Source organism: Streptomyces sp. NBC_00273 (assembly GCF_036178145.1).
In the GTDB taxonomy this organism is placed as follows: Bacteria; Actinomycetota; Actinomycetes; order Streptomycetales; family Streptomycetaceae; genus Streptomyces.
Map to the genome: position 1 here is coordinate 9,687,182 of NZ_CP108067.1, position 24,200 is coordinate 9,711,381.

Consider the following 24,200-nt stretch of genomic DNA (forward strand, 5'->3'; position numbering starts at 1 on the left):
CGGGCGGCTCCTGTGGGAGGTGACCCAGCAGGATGTCGACACCTGGCTCGCGATCAACCCGGGCACACGCTTCACGGTTCGGGACTTCATCGTCTGGGCTACCCGCCGCGGCCACGCCCGCACCCTCGACGTCGCCCACTGGCCCCAAAGGGACCCGGTCAGCCTGGACGAGGACTCCCACTGGGAACTTCTCCACCAGTGCCTTACCGACACCGACCTGCCCCTCGACGTACGCGGAACCGGGGCCATGCTCCTGCTATTTAGCCAGCACCTGACCCGGATCGCCGCCCTGACCACCCACGCCGTAAGCACCGTCTGCGAGGACACCTTCCTGATCCTCGATCTCACCCCCATCCCCCTGCCCGCGTCCTTGGCCAGCCTGTTGGCCGACCTTAGGGACATGCCGGCGCCGACCAACTGGGCGGCGAACTCCTCCCAGGACTGGCTGTTCCCCGGAGGCCGTCCCGGGCAGCATCTCTCCGCCACCGTCATCGGCCGCCGTCTGGCCGCCCACCACATCCCCAATCGGCCCGCCCGCGCCACCGCCCTCGTCGCCCTGGCCCGGGACCTGCCCCCAGCGGCCCTCGGGCCGATGCTCGGCCTCCACCCCGTCACCGCCGCCCACTGGCGACGAGGCGCCTCCACCGACTGGACCGCCTACCTCGAAGCCCGTCTGACCGCCCCGCCGCACTGACCACCGGTCGAAGCCGCGCCACGCGGCCGGTTTGGGAGGTGTCGCTTGCGGCTACCCCGAGGGAAGCCGCATTTTTTGAGCATGTTCAAATATGTCGAGGTGCGGCCACAGGCCGGACATCCAATCTCTCGGGAGAGGTCTGCGGACATGCGCGGATGGCGGGCGATGGTTCTTGCGGTAACTGGGCTAGTTCTCACAGCGTCTTGCGGGTACGGCGCAGCCATCCACGCGGCGGACATTCCGCAGGAGCAGCTGGTAGGGACATGGACCAGCCCAGCAGGGACGTCCCTGACCTTCTCGAAGGAACACACCTTCACTGGAACGGGATTCGACAAGGTCAAAGCGATGGCCGACTGCGCCCACCCCGAGAAGCTGTCCAACGGCCGATGGGCCTTCTACGCCAGCCCCAAAGGCGACGGCCTCAACATCCCCGACGAGACCGCCACACACGGCAATGATCTTCGGCTGTCCTTCACCGAGGATCCGACGTGCACGGTTTGGGTCTACCTCTACGGGGACTTCGGAGATGCAGAGGATCCCAGCATGTGCCCTACAGAGGACCCGGACGCGGGGTGTCCTCCTGACGGCTACATGAAGCCGAGCGAGGCCGACACTCGCCCCTGACACCCATCGAAACCGGGACACTCGCGCTCCTGCAGGCTCACAACCGCACCAACAGGCAGGCCGGCTCGAACCCCTCAACCACTGGGACCAGACAGGGATACCGCGCGATTCGAATCACGCTCCCCACCAGCTGGGGCGTCGGCGTGGACGGCGGCGCGGCGGGAGGCCTACGCGAACGACCAGGGCCAGCCGGCTTCCCTGGTCGCGGTGACGGCCAGGTCGAACCGGTCGAAGTCGGACCAGGATCCGGCGGAGTGGCTGCCGCCGTCCGCGGATGCGTTGTGCCGGTACGGCGCCGAGTGGACCGCGACGAAGCTCCGGTGGGGCCTCGCGGTCGACGAGGCGGAGAAGGACCAGCAGCAGGCCCCGGCCACCGGGCCGCACCCACCCCCGATAGGACGCCACCGGCTCCCCACCAGGTCCCACCACACCCGGGTCATCAACGTTGTCCAGCACGACCAGCCACCGGCCGGCACGCTCCAGCCGCTCCCACACCACGTCGGGCGGGCCGGCCCGCCCGGCCCGGGCCTCCTCCAGCCGTTCCTCGGTGAGCCCGCAGGCCAGGGCGATCCGGGTCATCTGCTCGGCGAGTTCGCCCTGACCGCGCCAGCGCACCCAGAACACGCGCAAGCCTTCGGCGCGGGCGATGTCCGCGAGGGCGGAGGTGATCCTGGTCTTGCCCACCCCGCCGACCCCGCACAGCACGCCCAGCCTGCCATCGGGTCGTTTCAGCATCCGACGCAGCGCCGCGACCGTCTGACCCGTGGTCAGTCGCCGGGGGCGGGCACGTCGTCCTGGCCGTGGGCGAGGATCGGCAGCAGCGCCTTGGTGGCATGGCACACGGTGCACGCCGTCGTGCCGGGGCGCGCGAGCGCATCCCCCTGGCACGGCTGATACCGCCTGGTGAGCTTGATTCTCAACCTCTGACGTCGATGCCTGACGGCAGTCACAAGAGTCGCTCTGCAAGGTAGCGCTGGAATTGCCACAACGGGCGCTCCAGATGGGAGAACCGGCCGTTGGACGGCGCCGGGTGTGAGGCCAGGCCGCGCTGGACGCCGCGGACGGCCACGAGATCCTCTTCCTGGATCTGCGCGATCTGGGCGCGCATGGCGGCCAGCGCCTCCGCGAAACCGGGAGTGCTCTGCGCTCCGGGTGGGACCATGGCCGTGATCTGTGTGTTGTGGGTGGTGGGACCGGTGGGCAGCCAGCGGATGCCGACCGCGCTGTTGGGCAGGACCGCCAGGACGAACTGCGGGAAGATGCCGGCAATGAGCATTCCCGGCTGCGATTCCCGACGGTGAGAAGAAGGCCTCCCGAGGCCGGTGCCGCCCTGCTCGGGGTCGGAGAGCGGCGTGAACATGGTGAACCACCGGCCGTCGCATTCGTCGACTTCCGTGTTTCGTCCCGGCAGTACCGGATCCAGGGTCGCCGCATGCGTGCCCATGTGGTGGTAGTTCTCCGAACCGTTCTCCACCGCCACTTTCCAGTTGGCGGGTACGCCTTCCCAGGTCTGGGTGTGGACACTGACCCAGTCAGCGATGCCGTGGCTGCTCAGGCGCAGGTCCAGCCCGCGCAATGCGGGTGCTGCCGGTGCAGCGTCGGGGTCGAGGTTGAGCATGACGAAGCCGTTCCAGACCTCGACGCGGTGGGCCGGGAGCCGGCAGCTGGCCCGGTCGAAGTCGACGCGCTGCATCAACGGAGCACCGGCGAGCCGTCCCGCATAGTGGCCGTTCAGCCGGTAGGTCCAGGTGTGGTACGGGCACGTTAGCCGTTCCAGGCAGCCGCGCTCGGGCGTGTTCTCCGGTGGCAGGAGGTCCATGAACCGGTGGCGGCACACCCGGGACAGGGCATGGAGCTCGCCCTCCTTATCCCGCGTGATCACCAGTGGTGTGCCGAGGATGTCCAGCCGCAGATAGCTTCCCGGCTGTGGAATGTCCTCGGTTCGTGCCACGCAGAGCCACTCGCGCCGGAAGATCCGCTCGACCTCCCATTCGTACATCTCGGGGGAGGTGTACGCGTGGGGTGGCAGTGTCTGGCCGCGTTCGAGTGGGAGCGTGGCCAGACGCCGAAGTTCCGCGAGCGTCTCACTCAGGGCCCCGGGGGCGGATGCGGGGTTGGCGGGCTGCTTGGCCGTGGTGTGGTGGACGGTCATGGTGATCGGCCTTCCTTTCTGGTGATCAGGGGTGTCGAACCGAAGAGGGACAGGGCGTGCTGGCGCCGGTAGCGGCGGCTGTAGGAGACGGTGGCGAGGAGGACAGCGCTCAGCAGCGCCAGTCCCTTGGCCCGGTTGAGCGCTGGAACCGTTTCCACCGGCATGAGCAGGGCGAGGAGCATTCCGGCAGCGCCGTCCAGGAGTTGCGCGCAGCCCCACAGCACAGTCAGCCGGGTCAGTCCGCTGCGCAGCGCGGGCGAGGCGTCCCAGGCTGCTTCCCGGGCGGCTGCGCTGGTGGGCGCGTGCCAGGACTGGCCGGCCTGGAAGGCGAAGGGCTTCGCCACGAGAAGCGAGCCCAGTATCCAGAGCCCGGCAGCCGTCCCGAGTCCGGCGTCCTTGACGAGGATGACCCGTGGACTGCCGGTGAGCAGCGACGTCACAATGCGTACCGCCAGCATGCCGATCATGAACGCCTCGAAGCTGTTCACATGACGCTGCGTGGCGGCCCGGACAGTCATGTGGACTGCGGGGACCGCCCCGCTGAGCGTCAGTGCCAGCCATTGGCTGATCCCCTGTGCCCGCAGAACGTAGAACACGGCCAGCGGGAGAACCACGGCGACCAGCATCGAAGTGGCCGCTGCCCGCCACGTCGGGATCTTGTGTGCTCCGGTCCGGCCGTTCAGTGATGCCATACGAAGAACCGTAGGGACCGACCAAGATCACCGAATCGACATAATGGGCGATATGTGCGTACATCCTTGGATGTACCGTTCTATTCTGATTCACCCCCATGTGCTTGTGGCGGGGCGATGCGGGTTCGGCCGGAAGGCTCCGTGAGGTCAGGCTCCGGAGTGGTTCGGCTCCTGCTGCGACTTCAGGAGCTGGGTGCGGCATGCCTGGCACAGCGGATTCTCTGCGGCTGCGGCTGCGGCTGCGGCTGTGGCTGTGGCTGTGGCTGTGGCGCGAGGCAGCGGACGGAGCGTTTGTGCAGCTCGATGCGCGGGTTTCTCACCGTAGTTGGTGCAACTGGTGCGGTGCTATCGCCGGTTCGGGTGAGTCGCTCCTTCCGCCGGTTGCGTGCGTGCCCCGAGTGCGGTGAGGGCGGCTGCGGCCCAGAGGGCGGCGAGCAGCGCGAACAGTGCGGGGTATCCGCCGAGGGGTCCGGCCAGGACTGCGCCGGCGAAGGGGGCGAGGGCTGCGGCTGCGTGCGCGGGTGCGCCGAGGAGGCCGGAGAGTCGGCCGTAGTGAGTGGTGCCCCAGCGGTCGGTGACGGCGGTGGCCTGGAGGAGGGTGAGGTTGCCGCGGATCACGCCTGCGAGGACGGATACGGCGACGAGCAGGGCGTAGGGGCCGGCCGCGTTGGCGAGGGCTGCGGTGGTGAGGGCGCCGAGGGCGATCAGGGTGACGGTGCGGGCGGTGACGCCGAGGTGGCGGGCGAGGGTCGCATACAGGGTGCGGCCGAGTCCGAGGGCCCATGCGGCCTGGGTGGTGGGGTAGCCGCGATCGAGGAGGAGGGGGACGAGGCCGATGACGACGGCGTACATCGCGAACGCGGACAGGGTGAAGGTGACGGCCAGCATCCGGAACGCCCGGCTGCGCACCACGCCTTCGTGGCCGCTGGTGACGTGCGGCGGGCTCGGCGGGGCCGGGGGCCACGGGGCTTTCAGCGCGATCGCGTGGGCCGGGACGGTCAGCACGGCGAGGACCACGTAAGTGGCGCGCCAGGACATGTGGTCGGCGAGTATCGCGGTCAGGGGTGCGAAGACGGTGGAGGCGAGTCCGCCGGCGAGAGTGACGATCGTGAGGGCGCGGATGTGGCCGGGGGCCCACCAGCGGGTGAGGGCGGCGAAGGCAGGTTGGTAGAGGATGGCGGCCATAGCCGCTCCGGCGAGCAACCATCCGGCGAAGCCCCCGCCATGCCCGGCCGCCGCTACCTCGACTGGCCCGTCGCCGACCCCGACAGAGCGCCGATCGCCGTCGTCCGCGACATCCGCGACGACATCGACGCCCGCATCGCCGAGCTGCTCACCCAGCTCGCCCCCTAGAGCCAAAGCCCTACAGATCCCCATCGCAGTCGTCTCACCCCAAGGAAGAACAGATGTCCTCCGCTCCTGCCGCCTCCGTCCTGTTCGTCTGCATCCACAACGCGGGCCGCTCCCAGATGGCGGCCGGGTTCCTGCGCCACCTCGCCGGCGACCGCATCGAAGTCCGCTCCGCCGGTTCCGGGCCCGGCGAGCAGATCACCCCCTCCGCCGTCGCCGCCATGGCCGAGCTGGGCATCGACATTTCCGACCAGAAGCCCAAGGTCCTCACCCCCGAGGCCACCCAGGCATCCGACTACATCATCACCATGGGCTGCGGCGACGCCTGCCCGTACTTCCCCGGCAAGACCTACCTCGACTGGCAGCTCGAAGACCCGGCCGGCCAGGGCGTCGAGGCCGTCCGCCCCATCCGCGATGAGATCAAGGCCCTCATCGAGGAACTCATCGTCGAGATCGACGCCAAGCCGAAGACCTGAGGCACCTGACGAGACGACCCCGACCGACGATGTGCCAACGTCATCGTCATAGGCCGGCCCCACCGGATACACGGCCGCCCGCTACACCGCCCGCGCCCGGCTCAAGCCCTTACTCTTCGGCAGCTCCATCCTCGTAGGCGGCTCCCTCACCACGACCATAGAGGTCGAGAACTTCCCCGGCTTCCCCGACGGGATCGACCGGCCCGACCTCATGGTCAACATGCGGACCCAGGCCGAGAAGTTCGGCGCCGAGATGATCGACGACGACATCGTCTCCATGAACCTCACCAGCGACAGCAAGGAAGTCACCGACTCCGAAAGCACCGTCCACCGCGCCAAGTCCGTGACCATCGCGACCGGCTCCGGCTACCGCAAGCTCGGCCTCCCCAACGAGGGCGAGCCCTCCGGCCGCAGGGTGTCTGGTGCGCCACCTGCGACGGGTTCTTCTTCCGCGACCGCGACATCGTCGTGGTCGGCGGCGGCGACACCGCCATGGAAGAGGCCACCTACCTCACCCGCTTCGCCCGCTCGGTCACCATCGTCCACCGCCGCTCCACCCTGCGCGCCTCCAAGGTCATGCAGAACCGGACGTTCACCGACGACAAGATCTCCTTCGCCTTCGACAGTGAAATCGCCGAGATCAAGGAAACGAACGGCATGCTCTCTGGCGTCGTACTGCGCGACACCTTCACCGGCAAGCTCCGCGACCTCGACGTCGGCCTGTTCATCGCCATCGGACACGACCCGCACACCGAGCTGTTCACCGGACAGGTCGACCTCGACGACGAGGGCTACATCAAGGTCGCCTCGCCCTCGACCCGCCCGAAATCCCCGGCGTCTTCGCCGCCGGCGACGTCGTCGACCACACCTACCGCCAAGCCATCACCGCAGCCGGCTCCGGCTGCGCAGCGGCCCTCGACGCCGAGCGCTACCTCGTGACGGATCACATGCTTCGCTGGTCGTGGGTGTCCTGGCGGAGCTGGTCGGTGTGCCGGGTCAGGGCGTCGATGCGTTCGGCGAGGTCGGCGTTCTGGGGCCGCAGGTGGGTTCGGGTGGCGGTCAGGGGGCGCACGAGGCGGGCGGCATCGTTGTCTGCGAGGGCCAGGTTCAGGTCGCTGACCGCGTCTTTGGCACTGGCGGGCAGGTTGGTGAGGGCGGTGATCTGGCCGGCGAGGCGGCGGAGGTCAGCAGCGTTGTCGCGGGCCCAGGCGGTCACGGTGCGGTCGGCGGCGCGGGTGTCGCGGGTGGCCTGGACACGTTCTTCGCCGGTGCTCCCGGCGGTGCCGGGGCGCAGGCGCAGGTAGCGGCGTTCGGCGGCCTGGCGGCTGGCGACCCCGAGGGGTCCGGCGAGCTCGGCCCAGCTGGCACCCTCGCCGCGGGCGGTTTCGATCAGCCCGCTTTCCCAGCCGGCGAGTTCCTCGCGGACCTCGCGCAGCATCAGCAGTGCGGCCAGGGCCGGGTGCGGGCCGGAGTCGGCCGCGAGTGGTGCTGTCGTCGTCGGTGTTCCCGCGGAGGATTGCTGCGCCTTCTTTACGGACCGGTTGATGGCCTCCAACGCTGCCGCGGCGGCAGGGAAGGGAACGGGTGTGGTCGGCGGGGCGGGTTCGTTCATGGGGCTCTCCGTCGCTCTGTCATCCTCCAGATGACTCCCTGCTTGTCATCGTTTCGATGACATGTTACAACGGGAGCACGTTGAAGCGCATTGGCAGTTTCTGCCTGAACCAACTGGAGGTGTTTCGCAATGTTGATGCGCACTGACCCGTTCCGCGAGATGGACCGGATCGTTCAGCAGCTGTCGGGCACGTCGGGTACGTGGTCGAAGCCGTCCGTGATGCCGATGGACGCCTACCGGCAGGGCGACGTGTACGTGATCGCCTTCGACCTCCCCGGAGTGAGCACCGAGGCGATCGACATCGACGTCGAGCGGAACATGCTGACGGTAAAGGCCGAGCGCCGGCCCGCAGAGAAGTCCGACGGCGTGCAGATGGAGCTCTCCGAGCGGCCCCTCGGTGTCTTCTCCCGGCAGGTCATGCTGGCCGACACCCTCGACACCGAGCGCATCCAGGCCGATTACGACGCGGGTGTCCTGACCCTGCGCATTCCGATCGCCGAACGCGCCAAGCCCCGCAAGATCAGCATCGGCGGCGAAGCGGGCCGCAAGCAGATCACCGGCTGAACCCTCCCGCACCAGCCGGCAGCGGAGGGCGGGAAGAGCCCATTCCCCCTCCGGCACCCCGCCCTCCGCACCCCCTTGGACCCCTTCACCCCTTTCTCGGAGGTGACGTGATGTCGATGCGCAGGGAGTCGTTCCTGGCCCACGTCCAGGAACGCGGCGAGTACGAGACCCTGGAAGACGCCGATCGCATTGCCCGCGTCGTCCTGGCCCTGCTGGGCGCACACCTGGTCGGCACCGTACGGTCCGAGCTCGCCGCCCGCCTCCCCGAAACGTACGCCCTGATCCTCCTGAACCCGCTGCAGGCAGCAGAGCCGCTCTCGCCGGAGCGATTCGTGCGTGCGACCGCGGCCTGGATCGAGGGCGCCACCGAGACGACCGCACTGTGGGACATCGGCGCGGTCCTGTCCACCACGGCCGCCGCCGCGGGTGACGTCCTGACCCGCGAGGTCCTCCTGCAGCTCCCGCCCGGCTACGACCTCCTCTTCGGCCACCCCCAGCCCACCTGACTGTCGACCCGCCTGCCCCCAGACCTCCACCGGCCGGATCCTTCGCAGAGAAAGGCAACCGCAGCCATGTACGACCAGCCTCGACCGAACCGGGCCACCCCCGCCATGACGTTCGACCAGATGCTGGAACGCGTGCGCTACGAAGGCGCCTACCCCACCCGTGAACGCGCCGAGAAAGCCGTCCACAACGTCCTAGCTGTATTGACCCGCAGGGTTGTTCACGCGGCTGATGGGTGGCTTGCCGTCGAGTGCGGTGTGGCAGCGGTGATGGTTGTAGGTGTGGAGGAAGTCTGCCAGGGCCGCGGTCCGCTCGTCGTTCGAGGTGTAGGGCCGTAGGTAGGCCCACTCGTCGAGGAGGGTGCGGTTGAAACGTTCGACCTTGCCGTTGGTCTGAGGCCGGTAGGCACGGGTGAGCCTTCCGGCAGCGCCGAGGTCGGCCAGGACGGCCTTCCAGGCCAGGCCTTTGCGGTAGGCCCACGCGTTGTCGGTGAGAACGCGTTCGATGCGGGTGATGCCCTGGGTGTGGAAGAACGCGGCGGCGCGTGTGAGGAAGCCTGCGCACGTCGCGACTTTCTCGTCCGGGTGGATCTCGCTGTAGGCCAGGCGGGAGTGGTCGTCGACCGCGGAGTGGACGTAGTCGAAGCCCATGCCGCGGATGGGTCGGCCCGCGTCGCGGCCCAGGACACGGTGGCCGCCGCCGTCGGGGATCCGGCCGAGCTTCTTCACGTCGACGTGGATGAGTTCGCCGGGTCGCTCGCGTTCGTAGCGGCGGATCGGGGTGCCGGTCGGGCGGTCGATCCAGGCCAGGCGGTGCAGACCATGCCGGGTCAGAATGCGGTGGACGGTCGAGGCGGGCAGTCCCAGGACCGGGCCGATGCGGGCGGGCCCCAGTTTGCGGGTCCGGCGCAGGTTACAGACCCTCGCCTCGATGGCGGCCGAAGTCCGGTGCGGTGTCGTGCGTGGCCGGCTGGATCGGTCGTGCAGTCCGGCCTCGCCTTCCGTCCGCCACCGGCGCATCCATTTGTGGGCGGTGGCCCGCGAGATGCCCATCTCGGCGGCCACGTGGGCGACCGGGCGGCCCGATACGACTCGTTCGACCAGCAGGCGCCTACCGAAGACGGTCAGCCGGGCATTACGGTGGGACACGAAGACCTCCGTACGGTGAGTTCCTAGACAGCTCCCACCACACCGGAGGTCTTCGCCATGTTCAAGACCTGCCGAGTGTCAACAACGCTCGTGATCAATACACCTAGCCGCCCTCGGCCGCCAGCTCACCGGCGACGAACGCGTCGACCTCGCCCAGTGCCTGCCCGTCGAGGCCGCCCTCACCCTGACCGCCCAGATCCCCACCAACGAACACCTCAGCGGCTGGGGATTCGTCAAAGACCTCGCCGCACGCACCGGCGCCACCCCCGCCACCGTCCGCTGGGACACCGGCGCCGTCCTCGCCGTCGTCACCCGCCTCGCAGGACCCGACCTCCTCGCCCGCATCCTGCGCCAGCTCCCCGGCGGCTACGCCCTCCTCTTCGGCCAGGCAGAACTGCGCCAGCCCCAGCCCGCCGCCTGACCCCAGGTCCTGGCGGCCGGAACCCTCGGGGAGGCGGCCAGATCTGCCGCAGCCGCGGCGCCTGGGGCGGCGACGCTGTGCGCTGAGGACGCCGACCGGTGCATCCCGGCCCGGCACCGTTCGAAGCCGATTACCTCACCGTCGAACACACAGAAATCTATGTTGGCCAGAGTAGACATTGGGTGGTGACGTGGTTATGGTTTCTCTCGTAACCCAGAGAGACCGCAGGGCCTGGCAGAGACGAACTGCCGGGCAGCAGTATCCGCAGCACAGGTAGTTGCAGTTCGTTGGACGGTGCGGTGGTGGAGTTCCGAAGCCAGGGTTGTTGCAGGTCGGCGACGGGACTGACGACCGGACCGGGTGGCCCGCAGTGATCAGGGGCCGCCGCGAGTAGTACCGCAGTGGCAGTACCGGAAAGTGCAGTCAGAATCACCCAGCAGTGAAGTGAGTAGCAGCACCTCGGTGAAGGCGTCGGCTGCGGGCGCGCGCACCGGGAGGTTCGGCAGTGGGGTTCTAAGCCAGAGCAGACGCAGGACGGGCGACGGGGCTGGCTGCCGAAGTGGCGCTGTGAGAGGCCACCAGCGGTACAAGCAGTTGGCAGTGACAGCAGTACGCAGTTCCCGTTTGGTAAGTAGTTGATCACCGAGGGTAGAACGGAGGGATTGGGCGCCATCAGGATCGCCCGGGCAGAAGTCTTGAGTCCGGGTACCGCAGGACATCGATAGCGAGGTGGTCTCCGGTCAAGCAACCGCGATCCCCGCGCCCCCGACTGCGTATCGGTCGGGTATGCGGAAACAGAAGGCTGGCGCAGTATCAGGGCCGGCAGATGGTGTAACAGTTCCTTCGGGGCCCTGGTGCCATTGGCACCAGGGCCCCTCCACGCGTTCCACAAGAGAGGTTCCATGACAGCAGACGACTCGTTCGGCCGTCTCGACGACGACGACTACCCCGCCTACACCATGGGCCGGGCCGCCGAGATGCTCGGCACCACCCAGGGCTTCCTCCGCGCCATCGGCGAAGCCCGCCTGATCACCCCGCTCCGCTCGGCGGGCGGCCACCGCCGCTACTCCCGATACCAGCTGCGGATCGCAGCCCGGGCCCGGGAGCTCGTCGACCAGGGCACTCCCATCGAGGCCGCCTGCCGCATCGTCATCCTCGAAGACCAACTCGAAGAAGCCCAGCGCATCAACGCCGAGTACCGCCGCGCCGCCGAATCAGCGAATCCGACGGCTGCGACCTGACTGAGTCGGGGAAGCTGAAGGCCTGCCGGGTACCGGCGGGGGGACCGGGCCGACGAGCTCGCCGCCCTCGCCGCGACGGAGCGCCACAACGAGCACCAGGCGCGCGAGTCCGTGCGGCATGCCCAGGAGATCCTGCGCCGGGTTGTCGAGGCGAAGCAAGGGCTGGCCGACACCAGTCGCAAGGAGACGCTGGAGATCGCGGCCGAGTACGACAAGAAGGAGACCGAGGCGTACCGGGAGCTGTAGCGGGCCGGGCGGGCCGCCGAGGACGCCGGGCGCGAGGCGTGGGCCGCGATCCGCAATCCGGAGACGGTCGCCCTGTTCGAGGAGCAGGGCTCCCGCAGGCAGGGCCCGTCCGACGTCGCAGAGTTGCAGACCCGGCTCGCCGCGATGCGTGACCGGCTTTCGGAGATCGAGCGGCCCGCCAACAGCGTCGTCGAGAGGAAGGTCGGCCTCGCCGAGCGCCAGGCGGCAGAGTTCCGTGGCGTCGCTCAGAAGCACACCACGGCGGTGGGCAAGCTGCAGGAGGAACAGACACTGCGCTCGCACATGGCGATCGAGGCTCCCACCCAGCACGCCACCGAGACGCAGCAGCGCGCCGCGTACACCAAGCAGGCCCGGCAGCAGACCGCCGCGCAGGCCCGCGAGAACGCCCGGCGCGCACAGAGCGAGTACCAGTACCAGTCGCCGACCCGGGGCCGCTCCGGCCCCTCCCTCGGAAGCTGACCCCCCTGCGTCAGCTTCCTGTTGACGTGGGGTGTGCGATGGCTCGACTGCTTGTGCGCGCCCGACCCGGGCGTCGAGGTGGCCGGACGGCCGGCGTCTCGAATCGAAGGGCGCAGAATGCATGTTCATCGCTGGCGGGGACGTCCACGACCAGGAAGTCGGGCCTTGTGCCGCTGTGGGCTGGGAGCGGGATGATGTCACCTGCCCCAGATCTTTCCGTACGCCTCCCGATAGCCCGCCGGATCCCAGGATGTGGCGTCTTTGCTGTTCAGGGCGGTGGAGAGGTGAACGGGTGCGACATATTGGCTGGCTGGTTTGTCGGCGAACGCGCGGTTGAATTCGTCGATGATCTGCCAGCCCTGTTGGGAGAGCGGCTCTGGCACGGTGGCGGCTTGGTAGTGCTGGTGGTTGATGCGCTGGAAAGCGGAGGGGTCGCCGTCGCCTGCGCCGATGTTGAAGGGCGGGCCGTCGCCTTCCCTTTGCCCCGCCTGCAGAGCGGGGGCGGCGTCTGCGAAGTAAAGGTCGTTGATGGCGACGGAGTAGGTCCAGTTGTTCCGGAAGCGAGCCAGCAGGGAGGAGACCGCCTGGGGGACGCGGCTGGCCGAGTCCGTGATGGGGATGTTCTCGTATGAAAGGAGACTCACGCCGGAGCAGGTGGCGAGTTCCCTCCGGATCAGTTCGGATTTGTTCCTTGCGAAGGGCACCGAGGCGTCGGTGAAGATGACGGCTCCGGCCTTGCCGTCGGAGCGCGCGATGATCCAGTCAGCGCTGATGGTCGCGACGTCCTCGACCTTGGTCGTGATGTTGGTGAAGAGCCTGGGATGCTCGCTCGGCCCTGGAGCAGGAACTGCGTGCCACCCGATGAGCGGGATGTGCCGGGCATGGGCCTGCGCCATTTGCCGAGAGGTCACCGCGGGGTCGAAGCCGCTGATGACGATGCCCGCGGGCTTGAGGTTGATCGCCTGGCTGAATGCGGCCTGGATCCCGGCCGGCGTGCCCTGACCATCGATGACCCTCACGTCCCAGCCGATGACCTTCGCAGCTTCTTTCACGCCCCGTGCAACGCCCGACACCCCGGGGTTGGTCATGGCCTGTGCGACGAAGGCGATGGTTCTGTGTGAGGCGGCTTTGGGACCGGTTGTAGGGCCGTTCCAGGAACTGGGGCTGTTCATGGCCTGTTCGACGTTGCCGTTGGCCCGTACGAGGGTGGCCGGGCAGCCGGCCTTCGACGGTCCTGTGGCGTTGGAGCCTTGATCGCAGCCGGTCGTGACGGTGGCGAGAGTGAGGAGGGCCGCGGCCGCCGCGAGGGGTGTCTTACAGACGGTGTGCATGGGCGATGTCCTTCTTGCGGGGGCAGCGCACGAGATCCGTTCCGGGGTGGGGATCAAGGCGGTGGCTCTCGACGGCACCGGCAAATCAGGGTGGCGGCGGATCGTCCGTCAAGCGAGGACCGGGTGGTGGCGGGAGGCTGTGCCGATGCAGGCGCGGCCGAGGGTCGTGATGGACACGGCCTTCGACGTGGAAGCAGGTCGGGCGGGTCAGACGCGCTCGCGGCCGCAGAGCGGTGGGCCCGCGCAATCACTGCTGGCGGTGCTGCCGTGCAGCCACTGTCGCACGATGGGCCCCGGCGACCAGGCCAGATCCACCGAACGCGGCGAGGCCGTACCTGCGACCGCAGCTACCGGCGAAGTTTGGATGCATCCTGGCTCCTGGGCGCTTGGCGGGTCGAATGGGGCCGGCCTGTTTAGCATGGCGGTGATGGGCCCTGATCCGGCGATGGCTGGCCGCAGCTCGTTGTATTCGGCGCGGTTCGGCGCACGCCAGCGACGGGGGAGCAGATACGAGGTATGGGCCGAGCCTTCCCGCGATCCCGATGAGTTGCCAGTCGTGTCTATCACGTAACGGATTGTTCATGTCTCGCTCCAGCAATGAAGCCTTGACCCACCCGAGCATGCCGTTCAGTGCGGCAGGTAGGCCAGGCGGTGTGGACTGGCCGGCCCACCGGCCCGCCCCTCCGTGGCGTGTGTGTCGATGGGCTACTCGGAGGTGAACTCGGCCCAGATGACCTTTCCCTCAGCGGTATAGCGGGTGCCCCAAGCTTGTGTGAGCTGCGCGACGAGGAAGAGACCGCGGCCACCCTCGTCGGTGGAGGCCGCCTGCCGCAGGCGTGGCGCGGTGCTGCTGCCGTCGTAGACCTCGCAGATCAGGGACCTGTCGAAGATGAGGCGTACTCGGATGGGTTCCCGGCCGTAGCGGATGGCGTTGGTGACCAGCTCGCTGAGCAGTAGTTCGGTGGCGAACGCGGTTTCCTCCAGGTTCCAGTCGGCTAGCTGGCGCATGGCGGCGGCACGGACGTCGGAGACGCAGGACGGGTCGGCCGGCACGTCCCAGCTGGCGACCCGGTCGGGGGGAAGGGCGTGTGTCCGGGCGACCAACAGGGCTATGTCGTCGCCGGGGTGCTTGGGTGCCACGGCGTCCATGACGGCTGTGCAGGTGCCCTCCGGCGCGCGGCCGGGGTGGGCCAGCGCACTTCGCAGTAGGTCGAGGGCCTCGTCGATGTCACGATGACGGTCCTCAAGGAGCCCGTCGGTGTAGAGGACCAGGCTGCTGTTTTCAGGGAGATGGATCTCCACTGTTTCGAAGGGGAGACCGCCCAAGCCAAGGGGCTGACCTGCGGGAAGGTCCGGGAAACTCACATTGCCGTCGGGGCCCACCACCGCCGGTGGAGGGTGGCCGGCACGTGCCATGGTGCACAGCTGTGTGGTGGGGTCGTATATGGCGTACAGGCAGGTCGCACCGATAAGGGGCTCGCGGTCACAGTCCGCCCCGTCAAGGCGTCCCACAAGGTTGTCGAGGTGAGTGAGGACCTCGTCGGGGGGAAGATCGAGCTCGGCGAAATTGCGGGCAGCAGTACGCAGCTGCCCCATGGTGGCGGCGGCGTGCAGCCCATGACCGACGACATCACCGACCAGCAGGGCGACACGAGTGCCGGTGAGCGGGATGACGTCGAACCAGTCGCCCCCCACGCTGGATTCAGCGGGCAGATAGCGGTGAGCGAGCTCGACAGAGCTGTGCTCGGGCAAGGAGTGAGGAAGCAGACTGCGCTGAAGCGCCAGGACTGTGGTGTGTTCGCGGGTGTAGCGGCGGGCGTTGTCGAGACACAGCGCCGCACGGGCGGTGAGTTCCTGCGCCATGGAGAGGTCATCGTCGCCGAAGGGAGAAGAGTCCCCTGAGCGGTAGAAGGTGGCGATGCCCAGGACCACGCCGCGGGCCAGCAGGGGGGCGCTGATGAGGGAATGCACGTTCTGGGCGAGCAGCATGTCTGTGCGCTCCAAGTCCTGAGCGCGCCAACCGGCGGCAGCCTTCAGATCGGGCTCCAGCACCGCCTGCATGCTGTCCAAACATCGCAGATGAGGTGTGCTCGGCCGAAGGTCCACCCGCTCGCCGACCGGGTAGAAATTGCAGTCCTCACGGATGCCGTGGACCACCGTACGGTGCAAGTCGGTGCGAGGATTGACGGGTTCCTCCCCGCGCAGTACGGCCTCGGGGAGGTCAATGGTGACGAAGTCCGCCAGACGAGGTACCGCCACCTCGGCCAGCTCCCACGCGGTGCGCTCCACATCCAGCGTAGTGCCGATGCGGGTGCTGGCCTCCGCCAGCAACTCCAGACGGCGTCGCGCCGCGACGGCCAGCCGCCCCACAATCGGCTCACCCACCAGCACCAGGCGGTCCGCCTGGCCTGGCACCAGCACAGGCACCGGATGAGTCCGGGGCCGCACAACGGGAAGTGTCGCAGGCGCGTGCTCAGCCAGCGGGAGAAGAGAATCACCGAAGCGGGGCAGGCGAGGGCTACCACGCCGTGGCACATCAAGCGGCAGGACGACCTCGACGACAGAACCTGCCACCCCCGAAGGGCTCGTCAACGGACGGCTCAGAAGGGTTGCCTGTCGGCCGTGGGACAGGGGCACCACCGCGGCGGCCCGCTGGCCCGAAGAGATCAGTTCGGCGGCCTTCGCCTGCAAGATCACCTGGTCACGCCAGTCCAGCCCGCTCCGGGCCAGACCATCCTCTCCGATCACGTACCTGCCCCAGAACGGCCCGTCGACGCCCACCCGGCGCCGGGCATCGAGGTAAGCCCGCAGAAGAGACCGCTCCCGTTCCGTGCTGCGCTCCAGCAGCCGACCCTCGATAGCACGAGCGGCGTCGCATATCACCGTCCCCATCGCCAGATCCGCCTCGAGACGGGGACAGCCAAAAGCCAAAACACCCTCGATATGGCCATTGAGCGGATCACGGATGGGAATCCCCCAGCAAGCGTTCGCCTGGGAACGCTCGGAGAAGTGCTCAGCACCGTAAACCTGACAGAACCGCCTCTCCGCGAGCGCAAGAGCGATTCCGTTGGTCCCGGCAAACTGCTCGGCAAAAACGAAACCGGGCCTGCTGTGGGAGGCAGGGAGGTGACGCATGAGTGACGCGTCACCAAAACGGCGCAACAACACCGCCCCGCGCCGGTCGGCGAGTCCCACATTCATGTGACTCCCCGAGAACACCGCTTCCAGTCCGTCGAGCACTGGCTCGGCCGCATCGACGAGAGGGATCGCCAAGTCCAGATCTTCCCAGAACGGGGGATCGGAGCTGTCCGGCGAGACCCCCATCAGATGACAGCGCTCCCACGAGCCCAAGATGGGACTACGCACGCCGTCCTCGACACGCTCCCCCATGAGGAATCGCTCACGGGCACCCGTGGGGCCGCAATTGCCCCCGTCCAGGCCCCGCTCGATCATTTCCCTCACCGAACGCGCCACGACACTACCTCGATGATCCTTTGGAAGCACCTCTCCCCATACTAGAACCACTGCTCATAGGTGGAAATGATGTGGCAAGCGAGCTGAAATAGAGATGAAGCTCCAGCTGAACCGCGTCGGCCAAGATCGCTGCCCAGGAAGAGCCTCATGGGAGGCCAGGTCTGTTGTTCCTCGTGAGGTGGCCGTTGCCGCCGGTTCATTCGCGGCAGGCCGTCTGAGAGAGCCCTGATTATCTGAGGTAGCTCGGGACAGTACCACTGCAGTGCCGGTCGACCCGCTGCACGGACTGGCCGCAGGCCCCTGCACAGCAGGTGACGGATGGCGTGGGCTTCTCGTCTGCATCGTCGACAGCCCGCTGGTAGCCACGCTCTTAGAGCTCGTAACACGATCTTGATGAGATGTTCTGGTCAGCCGTGACCGGTGTGACGATTCGGCCGTTCGTGGTGGTGTGAGTACTCGGCCGTGGATCGTGGACGACGACTTGTGGGCACTGATCGAGCCGCTGCTGCCGCCTTGGCCGACGAGGTCGCCAGGGCCGCGGCCGGTAGCCGACCGATTGTGTCTGCAGGGCATCCTGTACGTCCTCTGCAATGACATCGCCTGGCAACTCCTGCCGCCTGAGCTGGGGTTCGGCTCGGGCCAGACCTGCTGGCGGCGCCTGGAGCAGTGGCAGCAGGCCGGAGTCTTCGACCAGCTGCACCGAATCCTGCTCGCCGAGCTGAACGCGTCCGGCCGGCTCGACTGGTCGAGGGCGTGCGTGGACGGCTCTCACATCCGGGCGAAAAAGGGGGAGCCGACACCGGTCCGTCGCCGGTCGACCGGCGGAAAACAGGCAGCAAACACCACTTGATCTGCGACGGCCGTGGCACCCCGCTCAAAGTCATCACAACCGCGGCGAACGTCAACGACGTCACCCAGACCCTCGCCCTGGTCGACGGCATCCCGCCAGTGGCGGGCCCCGGCCGGCCCCGCAGGCGCCCGGACGCCCTGCTTGGCGACAAGGGCTACGACTCCAACCCCAACCGGAAAGAGCTGCGCAAACGCCGGATCCTGCCCGTCATCTCCCGCAAAGGAGCCCCGAACATCAAGGGCATGGGCAAGCTCCGCTACGTCGTCGAGCAGACCTTCGCTCTACTCCACCAGTTCAAACGACTCGCCGTCCGATGGGAACGCCGCACTGAACTCCACGACACCTTCGTCTCCCTTGCCTGCAGCCTCATCTGCTGGCGACGCCTCAACAAGCCCGACTCATGATCGTGTTACGAGCTCTTAGCGTGAGAGAGCGTCAACCGATAGTGACGGATCTAGCTTCAAGTGCAAGGGATGCAACGCCGCAGCAGCCTGATAGCCATACCCGGCACCCCTGGGCGATCCAACCCTACGAATGGCTCGACCAACCCGATCAAGAAGGTAGAGCAGCCTGACCGCGCGGTCGGCAGCAGATTGGGGCGCCTTCAATGAGGGTTGGACGTCTCCCGATGGAGCAAACGTCAGCAGTTGGCGTCACTACGTCCCCATCAGTCGAGGGGGAGGCGTTGTCCTGGGCTTGAGGCTGCGGTGTACTTGATTCGTCCACGGCGTTCCGCAGGTAGAGGGGGCCACCGCATGGCTGCATCCATTACAACGGTCATCGCGGCAGTAATTGCGGCACTTGCAGCGATCAGCGGCTATCTGACGACGCAGCGCTGGAAACGACGCGAAGATAGGGCTCGCCTATATGCCGACGCGCTACAGGCGGTGCGACGTTACGAGGAACTGCCCTTTAGAATTGCACGACGAGTGGATTCTAGTCCGGCTACCCGCGAACGCATGGCCGGTACTGTTAGTGACTCCTTCGTAGAGCTTGGCCACTACCGTGCGTTACTCTTACTGCACTCACGCGAGGTTGGTGACGCTTATTCGCTCCTGTTGAATCGGACGCATCGCAATTGCCGACCGCACCGCCAAGAGGCATGGAGCATGCCACCTCCAAGAAATGACGCCGCCGCACATATGGGTGGGAAGTTTCTATTCGATAACAAGCCGGAGCTGGCCCTGTGTGTCGTAGCGATGCGGCGATCGCTTCATTTCGGCGCATTCTATCGGGCGTGGAGGACGAGGCGGGATTTGCGAGAACTTATCAAAGTGCGAGAAGTAGATCCCGACATGCAGATGGAGTTGACGACCCGAGTCCGCTCTATCGCAAAGGACATATTGTCGCTGCGACCGCCTGCACCACGATCTTAGCGAGTTGATAGCATCGTAGCGGAGAGTGCCGCTACCTGGATGGGGGGCGCTGTGCGTGCGCGCGTCGGCGTAGTGAGTCGGTTCGATGCCTGGACTGCCGAGGAACATCCATTTCGGGAGCCGCTCACCCAAGTAGGCCTTGACTATGTCCCGATTCGCCTCGGCGCCTTGCAGCTCAGGTCGGAGGCCGGAGGGGAATCGATCCTCCAACTTTACGACCGGGATGTGCAGACAGAGGCACAAGATTCCTCTCCTGTCGACGTGATCCTTTGGCGAGTATCGGAGAGTCTCTTCCTGCCTTGCCGGCCGTTGATCGAGATATTGGCACGCAAGTATAAAATAATAAACTCGCTGCAGTGTATGACCCGCTGCAGCGACAAGTGGGCGACCCACGAAAATCTGAACCTTAGTGGCCTCCCGACCGTCCCTACGCAACTTCTACTTCCCGACAATCTCATTCCTGACCTCGGCACCATGAGAACCGTCGTGAAGCCCTGCTTCGGAGCCGGTGGGCGCGGTATCCGTCTGATGATTCCAGGGGAACCCTTCATTTCGAACGAGCCGTACATAGCGCAACCTGAGATTACCTCTGACCCGCGAAGTTATGTGCGCGTCCTTGTCTGCGACGGGTCGGCTGTTGCTGCTATCCACCGGAATCCTCCAAATAAGTCGAGAGAGGGCGGGAATTTGCGGGTTAATAACCTGGAATCCGGGGGCGAATCGGAGCCGGCGAACTTGAAACCTGTTGCTGAAATTGCAGTCGCAGCTGCTGAGGTATTGGAAGGCACAGTTGTAGGAGTAGATCTGGTTCCGGGCCTTAATGGTAGCTATGAGATTCTTGAGATCAACTCGTCACCGGGCCTGGAAGGGGTCAATCGACATTCTCCTATGAATGTCTACTCCGTTGCGGCACGTGCAGTACGTCGTGCGGTTCTTGGGTCCGGCTGTACTTAGACCGTGTCCTACATGGTGAGGTTGAGGAAGCGTTTGTAGCAGCAGATGGCTGCGGCCAGGCCGAGGAAGGCCAGGTAGTTGCGGGGATGGCGTTCGTAGCGGTGGTTGATCCGGCGGTAGCCGGTGAGCCAGGACATCGTCCGCTCGATCACCCAGCGGCGGCGGCCCAATCGTTCGCTGGATTCGATGCCCTTGCGGGCGATGCGGACCCCGATGTGCTTGCCCCAGAGCCATTGCCGCAGGTGGGGGATGTCGTAGGCCTTGTCTGCGTGGAGTCGTGTCGGCTTGGAATCGGCTGCGTGGGATTCGTGTCCCATGTGGAAATGGGACAGCATCGGCTTCAGTCCGAGGCTGTCGTGGGTGTTCGCAGCGGAGAGGCCGACGCGTAGGGGCAGTCCGCCCGCATCCGACAGGACGTGCATCTTGGAACCTGGCTTGCCCCGGTCCACGGGACTCGGACCTGTGAATTCGCCCCCTTTTTAGCGCGGACGTGGGCGGAGTCGAGGACCACACGGGCGAGGTCGACCAGCCCTTGCTCGTCCAGGAGCTGGAGGACCTTCTGGTGAAGCCGCCCCCAGACCCCGGCTCTGGACCAGATGACAAACCGGCGGTGCACAGTCGACTTCGACGCCCCGAAGCAGGGCGGCAGTGCCCGCCAGGCGCATCCGCTGACCAGCACGTAGATGATCGCGGCAAAGACCGCCTCATCATCGATGTTCGCCATCCCACCGCCCTGCGGCCGAACCCGCGTCGGCGGCAACAACGGCCGCACTATCTCCCACAATCCATCCGGAACGATCCATCCCCACCGCCCACTCCCCATGCCCACCACAACGCCCAACAAGCCATGTAGGACACGCTCTTACTCCACACGTCGGTGGCATAGCCGCAGCCGTTGATCTGGCGCGCGCAGCGCCACCAGCTTCTGAATCGCGGCCGGCAGCGCGGAATCCTCCAGGATTGTCTTGCTCGCCATTGCGAAGTACCCGGCGGCTTTGGCAGTGGTCGTGGTCGGATTGCTGAAGAGATTCAAACGGGCGGTCATAGCGTGCTCCTTGGCGTGGGTGGCATCAAGACGCTGGTGGCTCGCGTCCTGTGACATCCCTTCGGGATGACGTGGTCCGGATGGGTTGCTCGGGTCGCCGGTACCGTTGGGCGCCGGTCCGCCGCCATCGGAGGGCGATCAGGCTGTGCGCAGCGGCGCGGGCGCTGTGGTGACCGGTGGGGCGCGGCTTCCCGGGGCGGCACTGCTGCGGATCATGGCGCGGTCCGGCGCGGGTCTGCGGTGATGCACAGGGCGGCCAGGGCTGCAGTGCCGAGCATGATGCCCAGCGCCCAGGTCGCGGCGGTGGCGTAGCCGTGCACGGTGGCGTCCCGGAGGACCTGTGCACCGTGGTGGTCGGCCAGGTAGGTGCTTGTCGCGCCGGCAGCGATGGTGTTGAGCAGTGCGGTGCCGATCGACGCGCCTGTCTGCTGGGCGGTGTTGACGGTCGCGGAGGCGATGCCGGCGTCGTGGGGAGCGACTCCGCTGGTGGCCGTCGCGACGGCGGGGCCGAACAGTGTGCCGATGCCGAGTCCGAGGAGCAGCTCGGCGGGCAGGATGACGGCCGTGTAGGAGCTCTGCTGGGTGAGCTGGGTGAGGAGGGCGAGCGAGCCGGCCGCGCACAGCAGTCCGGGCACGATCAGCAGCCGGGGCGGCAGCTTGGGAAGCAGGCGGCCGGACAACTGGGTCGCCGCCGCCACGTTCATCGAGACCAGCGGAAGCATGGCGAGGCCGGCCCTGACCGCGGAGTAGCCCATCACGGACTGCAGTTGGTAGGTGAGGAAGAGGAAGACCCCGAACAGTCCGAGCGTGGCCAGAGCGATGGTGGCGAGGGCCGCACCCCGGTGGCGGCCGGTCAGGATCCGCAGCGGAAGGAGCGGAGCACGCAGCCGGGCCTGCGCGATCCCGAACGTCAGGAGCAGGGCGGCGGCCAGGGCCAGGCAGAGGGAGACCCGGGGTGTGTGCCATCCGTGCTCGCCGGCCTCGGAGAACCCGTAGACCAGAGCGGCGATGCCGCCGCAGCCAGTGAGCGCTCCCAGGACGTCGATCCGTGCATCGGTGCGTCCGGGCGGATCGGGCAGCGCGGCGATGGCGCCGACCGCGGCCAGCAGGGCGATGGGAATGTTGACGTACATGCACCAGCGCCAGTCGAGATAGCTGGTGATCAGTCCGCCGCCGACCAGGCCGATCCCGCCGCCTGCGGTCAGCACCCCGCTGTAGATCCCGATGGCCTTGGCCCGTTCGGCCGGTCCGGGAAACACCGCCATCAGCAGCGCGAGGGTCGAGGGGGCCAGCAGTGCGGCGAAGACGCCCTGTCCGGCGCGAGCGGCGACCAGCATCCAGCCGGAGTCCGCCATCCCGCCGAGACCGGATGCGACGGCGAAGCCGAGGATGCCGGCGATCAGGGTGCGTCTGCGGCCGAGCCGGTCGGCGATGCGGCCACCGAGCAGGAGCAGCCCGCCGAAAGTCAGCGTGTAGGCCGTGATGACCCACTGCCGGCTCGCGTCGGACATGCCCAGATCCTGCTGGGCGGTGGGCAGCGCGATGGTCACGATGGTCGTGTCCAGCACGATCATCAGCTGGGCGATCGCGATGACCACCAGCCCCCACCAGCGGCGCGCACGCAGCCGGGCCGGATCGGTACTCCACGTGCTCTTCGTGCCGTTCGTCTTCTTGCCTGTTTCGTTCAGCATGGCGAACCCCCTTGTGAAGACGTGCGTCAAGCACTCACATTCATTACCTGCCGACAGGTAAAGTTGGCGACGAGGCGAAGCTAGCCCATTGCTTGCCGATCGGCAAGCAATGGGGGTAAGCCCTTTACGGGCCGCCCCCGGGCCGGCTGAGACGACGGCGACGAAGGGACTTCCATGGCAGGCCGCCGCACCGACACACGTAAGCGCGCCCAGCGCGTAGCCCTTCAGCTCTTCAGCGAGCACGGGTACGACGGCACCTCGCTGCGCATGATCGCGGAGCAGCTGGACATCACCAAGGCGGCCCTCTACTACCACTACAAGTCGAAGGAGGAGATCCTCGCCGCCGTCCTGGCCGACTTCTCCGCCGCGGTCGCCGAACTCACCGACTGGGCCAAGCAGCAGCCCGCAGGACCCGATACCCGGCGCGAACTCCTGCGCCGCTACGCCGAGCTGACAGCCGGTGGCATCACGGCCGCGGCCCGCTTCGCGCAGGACAACGAGCCAGCGCTGCGCAACCAGCCGCTCGCGGCCGAGGTGCAGCAGCACGTCATGACGCTCTTCGAGCTCTTGGCCGGGCCCGGCGCGCTGTCCGGTGACGGCGCCCCGGCCGCATCGCTGCGTGTCCGCCTGGCGATCACCGCACTGCACCTGGCCGGCGACGACGCCGATCGAACGGAAAACGGAGGCCCGGAGCTGATCGATGCGGCACTCGGCATCGCTTGCGACTTGATCGATCCGCCGTTTCCCCGGCCAGCGCCTTAGTACCGCAGGAGCGGTACTCCGCCCGTCCTGGTCAGCGACCTGGCGTCGATTCTGTTGGCTGAAGGATTCTGATGCCGACAGAGTCCGCCGCAGCACGAGGGCCGGGCACGGCGACGGCCGGCCCCAGGTCGAGGCGCTTGTCCATGTCCAGGCGGAAGGTGCCGTACGGGTTAACGTTGGACCAGAACAGCGCGGTCAGGCCGCGGCGGTCCTCGTTCGACAGCCTTGATGCCCACGCCGGTTCGGACAGGACCTGCTGGACTGGCCGAATGTTTGCCGTCCGGCCGGACAGCCGGCCCGGCCGCTACGGCGTCGGCTCCCATGCTTCGGGGCCTGCTCCCCTCCACTCCACGAACCCGGGATCGGTGAGATCCACGTCCTCGGCACTCTCCAGGCCGGCGGCGGCCAGGAGGCCCTGATGTCTGCAGGGCGGTGCGCGACTCCGATGGCGACGCCGTCGTAGCGGACCCGGCGCCACCCCTGTTCGTCGGGCGGGTAGACGATCAGCTTGGC

At 67.3% G+C, this 24,200-nt stretch carries 20 protein-coding genes and 3 pseudogenes; 13 read left to right on the forward strand and 10 right to left on the reverse strand.

From position 1 onward, the window contains the following. Positions 1-775 precede the first annotated feature (775 nt). Positions 776-1,318: a hypothetical protein gene (locus OG386_RS43665; protein ID WP_328792843.1), complete on the forward strand. Its 543-nt coding sequence runs from the start codon at positions 776-778 to the stop codon at positions 1,316-1,318. A 129-nt stretch (positions 1,319-1,447) separates the two neighbouring features. Then, positions 1,448-1,652: pseudogene (locus OG386_RS43670) on the forward strand (HNH endonuclease); the annotation flags it as partial. 612 nt (positions 1,653-2,264) lie between these two features. Here OG386_RS43670 and OG386_RS43675 read toward each other — a convergent pair. The 3 genes from OG386_RS43675 to OG386_RS43685 all read right to left on the reverse strand — a co-directional run bounded on the left by OG386_RS43675 (position 2,265) and on the right by OG386_RS43685 (position 5,539). Further along, positions 2,265-3,470 (reverse strand): aromatic ring-hydroxylating oxygenase subunit alpha, encoded by a 1,206-nt coding sequence (locus OG386_RS43675; protein ID WP_328792844.1) that lies wholly within the window; start codon positions 3,468-3,470, stop codon positions 2,265-2,267. Further along, entirely contained in the window at positions 3,467-4,162 is a 696-nt protein-coding gene (locus tag OG386_RS43680; RefSeq protein WP_328792845.1) for a VC0807 family protein, read from the reverse strand. The genes OG386_RS43675 and OG386_RS43680 overlap by 4 nt, the downstream gene beginning before the upstream one ends. Before the next feature lie 345 nt (positions 4,163-4,507). Next, positions 4,508-5,539 carry an MFS transporter gene (locus OG386_RS43685; protein WP_405785943.1) on the reverse strand — a complete coding sequence of 344 codons (1,032 nt, stop codon included), beginning with the start codon at positions 5,537-5,539 and terminating at the stop codon, positions 4,508-4,510. Between the two features lie 29 nt (positions 5,540-5,568). Between OG386_RS43685 and OG386_RS43695 the strand changes: the two genes are divergently transcribed. Together OG386_RS43695 and OG386_RS43700 are read left to right on the forward strand one after the other, a co-directional pair. Next, positions 5,569-5,988, forward strand: a complete 420-nt coding sequence (locus tag OG386_RS43695; RefSeq protein WP_328792846.1) for an arsenate reductase ArsC — start codon at positions 5,569-5,571, stop codon at positions 5,986-5,988. Positions 5,989-6,030: 42 nt separating this feature from the next. Beyond that, positions 6,031-6,923, forward strand: a pseudogene (locus OG386_RS43700) (NAD(P)/FAD-dependent oxidoreductase); the annotation flags it as partial. 8 nt (positions 6,924-6,931) lie between these two features. Here OG386_RS43700 and OG386_RS43705 read toward each other — a convergent pair. After that, positions 6,932-7,600 carry an HSP18 transcriptional regulator gene (locus OG386_RS43705; RefSeq protein WP_328792847.1) on the reverse strand — a complete coding sequence of 223 codons (669 nt, stop codon included), beginning with the start codon at positions 7,598-7,600 and terminating at the stop codon, positions 6,932-6,934. A gap of 129 nt (positions 7,601-7,729) precedes the next feature. Here OG386_RS43705 and OG386_RS43710 point away from each other — a divergent pair, with 129 nt between their 5' ends. After that, on the forward strand, positions 7,730-8,164 hold the full coding sequence (locus tag OG386_RS43710; RefSeq protein WP_328792848.1) for an Hsp20/alpha crystallin family protein: 435 nt from the start codon (positions 7,730-7,732) through the stop codon (positions 8,162-8,164). 110 nt (positions 8,165-8,274) lie between these two features. Then, positions 8,275-8,670: a DUF2267 domain-containing protein gene (locus OG386_RS43715; protein WP_328792849.1), complete on the forward strand. Its 396-nt coding sequence runs from the start codon at positions 8,275-8,277 to the stop codon at positions 8,668-8,670. A gap of 192 nt (positions 8,671-8,862) precedes the next feature. Here the strand turns inward: OG386_RS43715 and OG386_RS43725 are convergent, their stop codons facing one another. Further along, a complete protein-coding gene (locus OG386_RS43725; RefSeq protein WP_328792850.1) occupies positions 8,863-9,816 on the reverse strand; it encodes an IS481 family transposase in 954 nt (317 codons plus the stop codon). A gap of 103 nt (positions 9,817-9,919) precedes the next feature. On the opposite strand from OG386_RS43725, the pseudogene OG386_RS43730 reads away from it, so the two are divergent. The 4 genes and pseudogenes from OG386_RS43730 to OG386_RS43745 form a co-directional block, all read left to right on the forward strand. After that, positions 9,920-10,237, forward strand: a pseudogene (locus OG386_RS43730) (DUF2267 domain-containing protein); the annotation flags it as partial. Between the two features lie 902 nt (positions 10,238-11,139). Next, positions 11,140-11,478, forward strand: a complete 339-nt coding sequence (locus OG386_RS43735; protein WP_202203329.1) for a MerR family transcriptional regulator — start codon at positions 11,140-11,142, stop codon at positions 11,476-11,478. A gap of 111 nt (positions 11,479-11,589) precedes the next feature. After that, positions 11,590-11,724: a hypothetical protein gene (locus tag OG386_RS43740; protein ID WP_328792851.1), complete on the forward strand. Its 135-nt coding sequence runs from the start codon at positions 11,590-11,592 to the stop codon at positions 11,722-11,724. Positions 11,725-11,868: 144 nt separating this feature from the next. Further along, positions 11,869-12,204, forward strand: coding sequence for a hypothetical protein (locus OG386_RS43745; RefSeq protein WP_328792852.1), 336 nt, complete (start codon positions 11,869-11,871; stop codon positions 12,202-12,204). Between the two features lie 197 nt (positions 12,205-12,401). Here the strand turns inward: OG386_RS43745 and OG386_RS43750 are convergent, their stop codons facing one another. Together OG386_RS43750 and OG386_RS43755 are read right to left on the reverse strand one after the other, a co-directional pair. After that, positions 12,402-13,535 carry a substrate-binding domain-containing protein gene (locus OG386_RS43750; protein WP_328792853.1) on the reverse strand — a complete coding sequence of 378 codons (1,134 nt, stop codon included), beginning with the start codon at positions 13,533-13,535 and terminating at the stop codon, positions 12,402-12,404. Positions 13,536-14,240: 705 nt separating this feature from the next. Then, on the reverse strand, positions 14,241-16,988 hold the full coding sequence (locus OG386_RS43755; protein WP_328793561.1) for a SpoIIE family protein phosphatase: 2,748 nt from the start codon (positions 16,986-16,988) through the stop codon (positions 14,241-14,243). Positions 16,989-17,457: 469 nt separating this feature from the next. Here OG386_RS43755 and OG386_RS43760 point away from each other — a divergent pair. Next, positions 17,458-18,263 (forward strand): IS5 family transposase gene (locus OG386_RS43760; RefSeq protein ID WP_328792854.1). Its coding sequence is split into 2 segments (ribosomal slippage): positions 17,458-17,775 and positions 17,778-18,263, totalling 804 coding nucleotides; the frame shifts between segments, so codons are not numbered across the junction. Between the two features lie 1,332 nt (positions 18,264-19,595). Then, positions 19,596-20,189, forward strand: a complete 594-nt coding sequence (locus OG386_RS47095; RefSeq protein WP_443053332.1) for an ATP-grasp domain-containing protein — start codon at positions 19,596-19,598, stop codon at positions 20,187-20,189. A gap of 8 nt (positions 20,190-20,197) precedes the next feature. On the opposite strand, the gene OG386_RS43765 is transcribed toward OG386_RS47095, so the two are convergent. The 3 genes from OG386_RS43765 to OG386_RS43775 all read right to left on the reverse strand — a co-directional run bounded on the left by OG386_RS43765 (position 20,198) and on the right by OG386_RS43775 (position 22,925). After that, a protein-coding gene (locus OG386_RS43765; RefSeq protein WP_328793562.1) for an IS5 family transposase occupies positions 20,198-21,012 on the reverse strand; the annotation gives its coding sequence in 2 pieces (ribosomal slippage) (positions 20,198-20,670 and positions 20,670-21,012; 816 coding nt in all). Between the two features lie 39 nt (positions 21,013-21,051). Then, the gene (locus OG386_RS43770; protein ID WP_328792855.1) at positions 21,052-21,234 is read right to left on the reverse strand and encodes a hypothetical protein; all 183 of its coding nucleotides are present in this window, start codon (positions 21,232-21,234) and stop codon (positions 21,052-21,054) included. Positions 21,235-21,446: 212 nt separating this feature from the next. Next, on the reverse strand, positions 21,447-22,925 hold the full coding sequence (locus tag OG386_RS43775; protein ID WP_328792856.1) for an MFS transporter: 1,479 nt from the start codon (positions 22,923-22,925) through the stop codon (positions 21,447-21,449). 174 nt (positions 22,926-23,099) lie between these two features. On the opposite strand from OG386_RS43775, the gene OG386_RS43780 reads away from it, so the two are divergent. Beyond that, positions 23,100-23,687 carry a TetR/AcrR family transcriptional regulator gene (locus OG386_RS43780; protein ID WP_328792857.1) on the forward strand — a complete coding sequence of 196 codons (588 nt, stop codon included), beginning with the start codon at positions 23,100-23,102 and terminating at the stop codon, positions 23,685-23,687. The last annotated feature ends 513 nt before the right edge of the window (positions 23,688-24,200 follow it).

Excerpts from the sequence above, each read along its gene's own strand:
- OG386_RS43665 (WP_328792843.1), top strand. The coding sequence starts at position 776 with ATGTTCAAATATGTCGAGGTGCGGCCACAGGCCGGACATCCAATCTCT.
- OG386_RS43675 (WP_328792844.1), bottom strand. The coding sequence starts at position 3,470 with ATGACCGTCCACCACACCACGGCCAAGCAGCCCGCCAACCCCGCATCC.
- OG386_RS43680 (WP_328792845.1), bottom strand. The coding sequence starts at position 4,162 with ATGGCATCACTGAACGGCCGGACCGGAGCACACAAGATCCCGACGTGG.
- OG386_RS43685 (WP_405785943.1), bottom strand. The coding sequence starts at position 5,539 with ATGGGGATCTGTAGGGCTTTGGCTCTAGGGGGCGAGCTGGGTGAGCAG.
- OG386_RS43695 (WP_328792846.1), top strand. The coding sequence starts at position 5,569 with ATGTCCTCCGCTCCTGCCGCCTCCGTCCTGTTCGTCTGCATCCACAAC.
- OG386_RS43705 (WP_328792847.1), bottom strand. The coding sequence starts at position 7,600 with ATGAACGAACCCGCCCCGCCGACCACACCCGTTCCCTTCCCTGCCGCC.
- OG386_RS43710 (WP_328792848.1), top strand. The coding sequence starts at position 7,730 with ATGTTGATGCGCACTGACCCGTTCCGCGAGATGGACCGGATCGTTCAG.
- OG386_RS43715 (WP_328792849.1), top strand. The coding sequence starts at position 8,275 with ATGTCGATGCGCAGGGAGTCGTTCCTGGCCCACGTCCAGGAACGCGGC.
- OG386_RS43735 (WP_202203329.1), top strand. The coding sequence starts at position 11,140 with ATGACAGCAGACGACTCGTTCGGCCGTCTCGACGACGACGACTACCCC.
- OG386_RS43745 (WP_328792852.1), top strand. The coding sequence starts at position 11,869 with ATGCGTGACCGGCTTTCGGAGATCGAGCGGCCCGCCAACAGCGTCGTC.
- OG386_RS43750 (WP_328792853.1), bottom strand. The coding sequence starts at position 13,535 with ATGCACACCGTCTGTAAGACACCCCTCGCGGCGGCCGCGGCCCTCCTC.
- OG386_RS43755 (WP_328793561.1), bottom strand. The coding sequence starts at position 16,988 with ATGATCGAGCGGGGCCTGGACGGGGGCAATTGCGGCCCCACGGGTGCC.
- OG386_RS47095 (WP_443053332.1), top strand. The coding sequence starts at position 19,596 with ATGACCCGCTGCAGCGACAAGTGGGCGACCCACGAAAATCTGAACCTT.
- OG386_RS43770 (WP_328792855.1), bottom strand. The coding sequence starts at position 21,234 with ATGACCGCCCGTTTGAATCTCTTCAGCAATCCGACCACGACCACTGCC.
- OG386_RS43775 (WP_328792856.1), bottom strand. The coding sequence starts at position 22,925 with ATGCTGAACGAAACAGGCAAGAAGACGAACGGCACGAAGAGCACGTGG.
- OG386_RS43780 (WP_328792857.1), top strand. The coding sequence starts at position 23,100 with ATGGCAGGCCGCCGCACCGACACACGTAAGCGCGCCCAGCGCGTAGCC.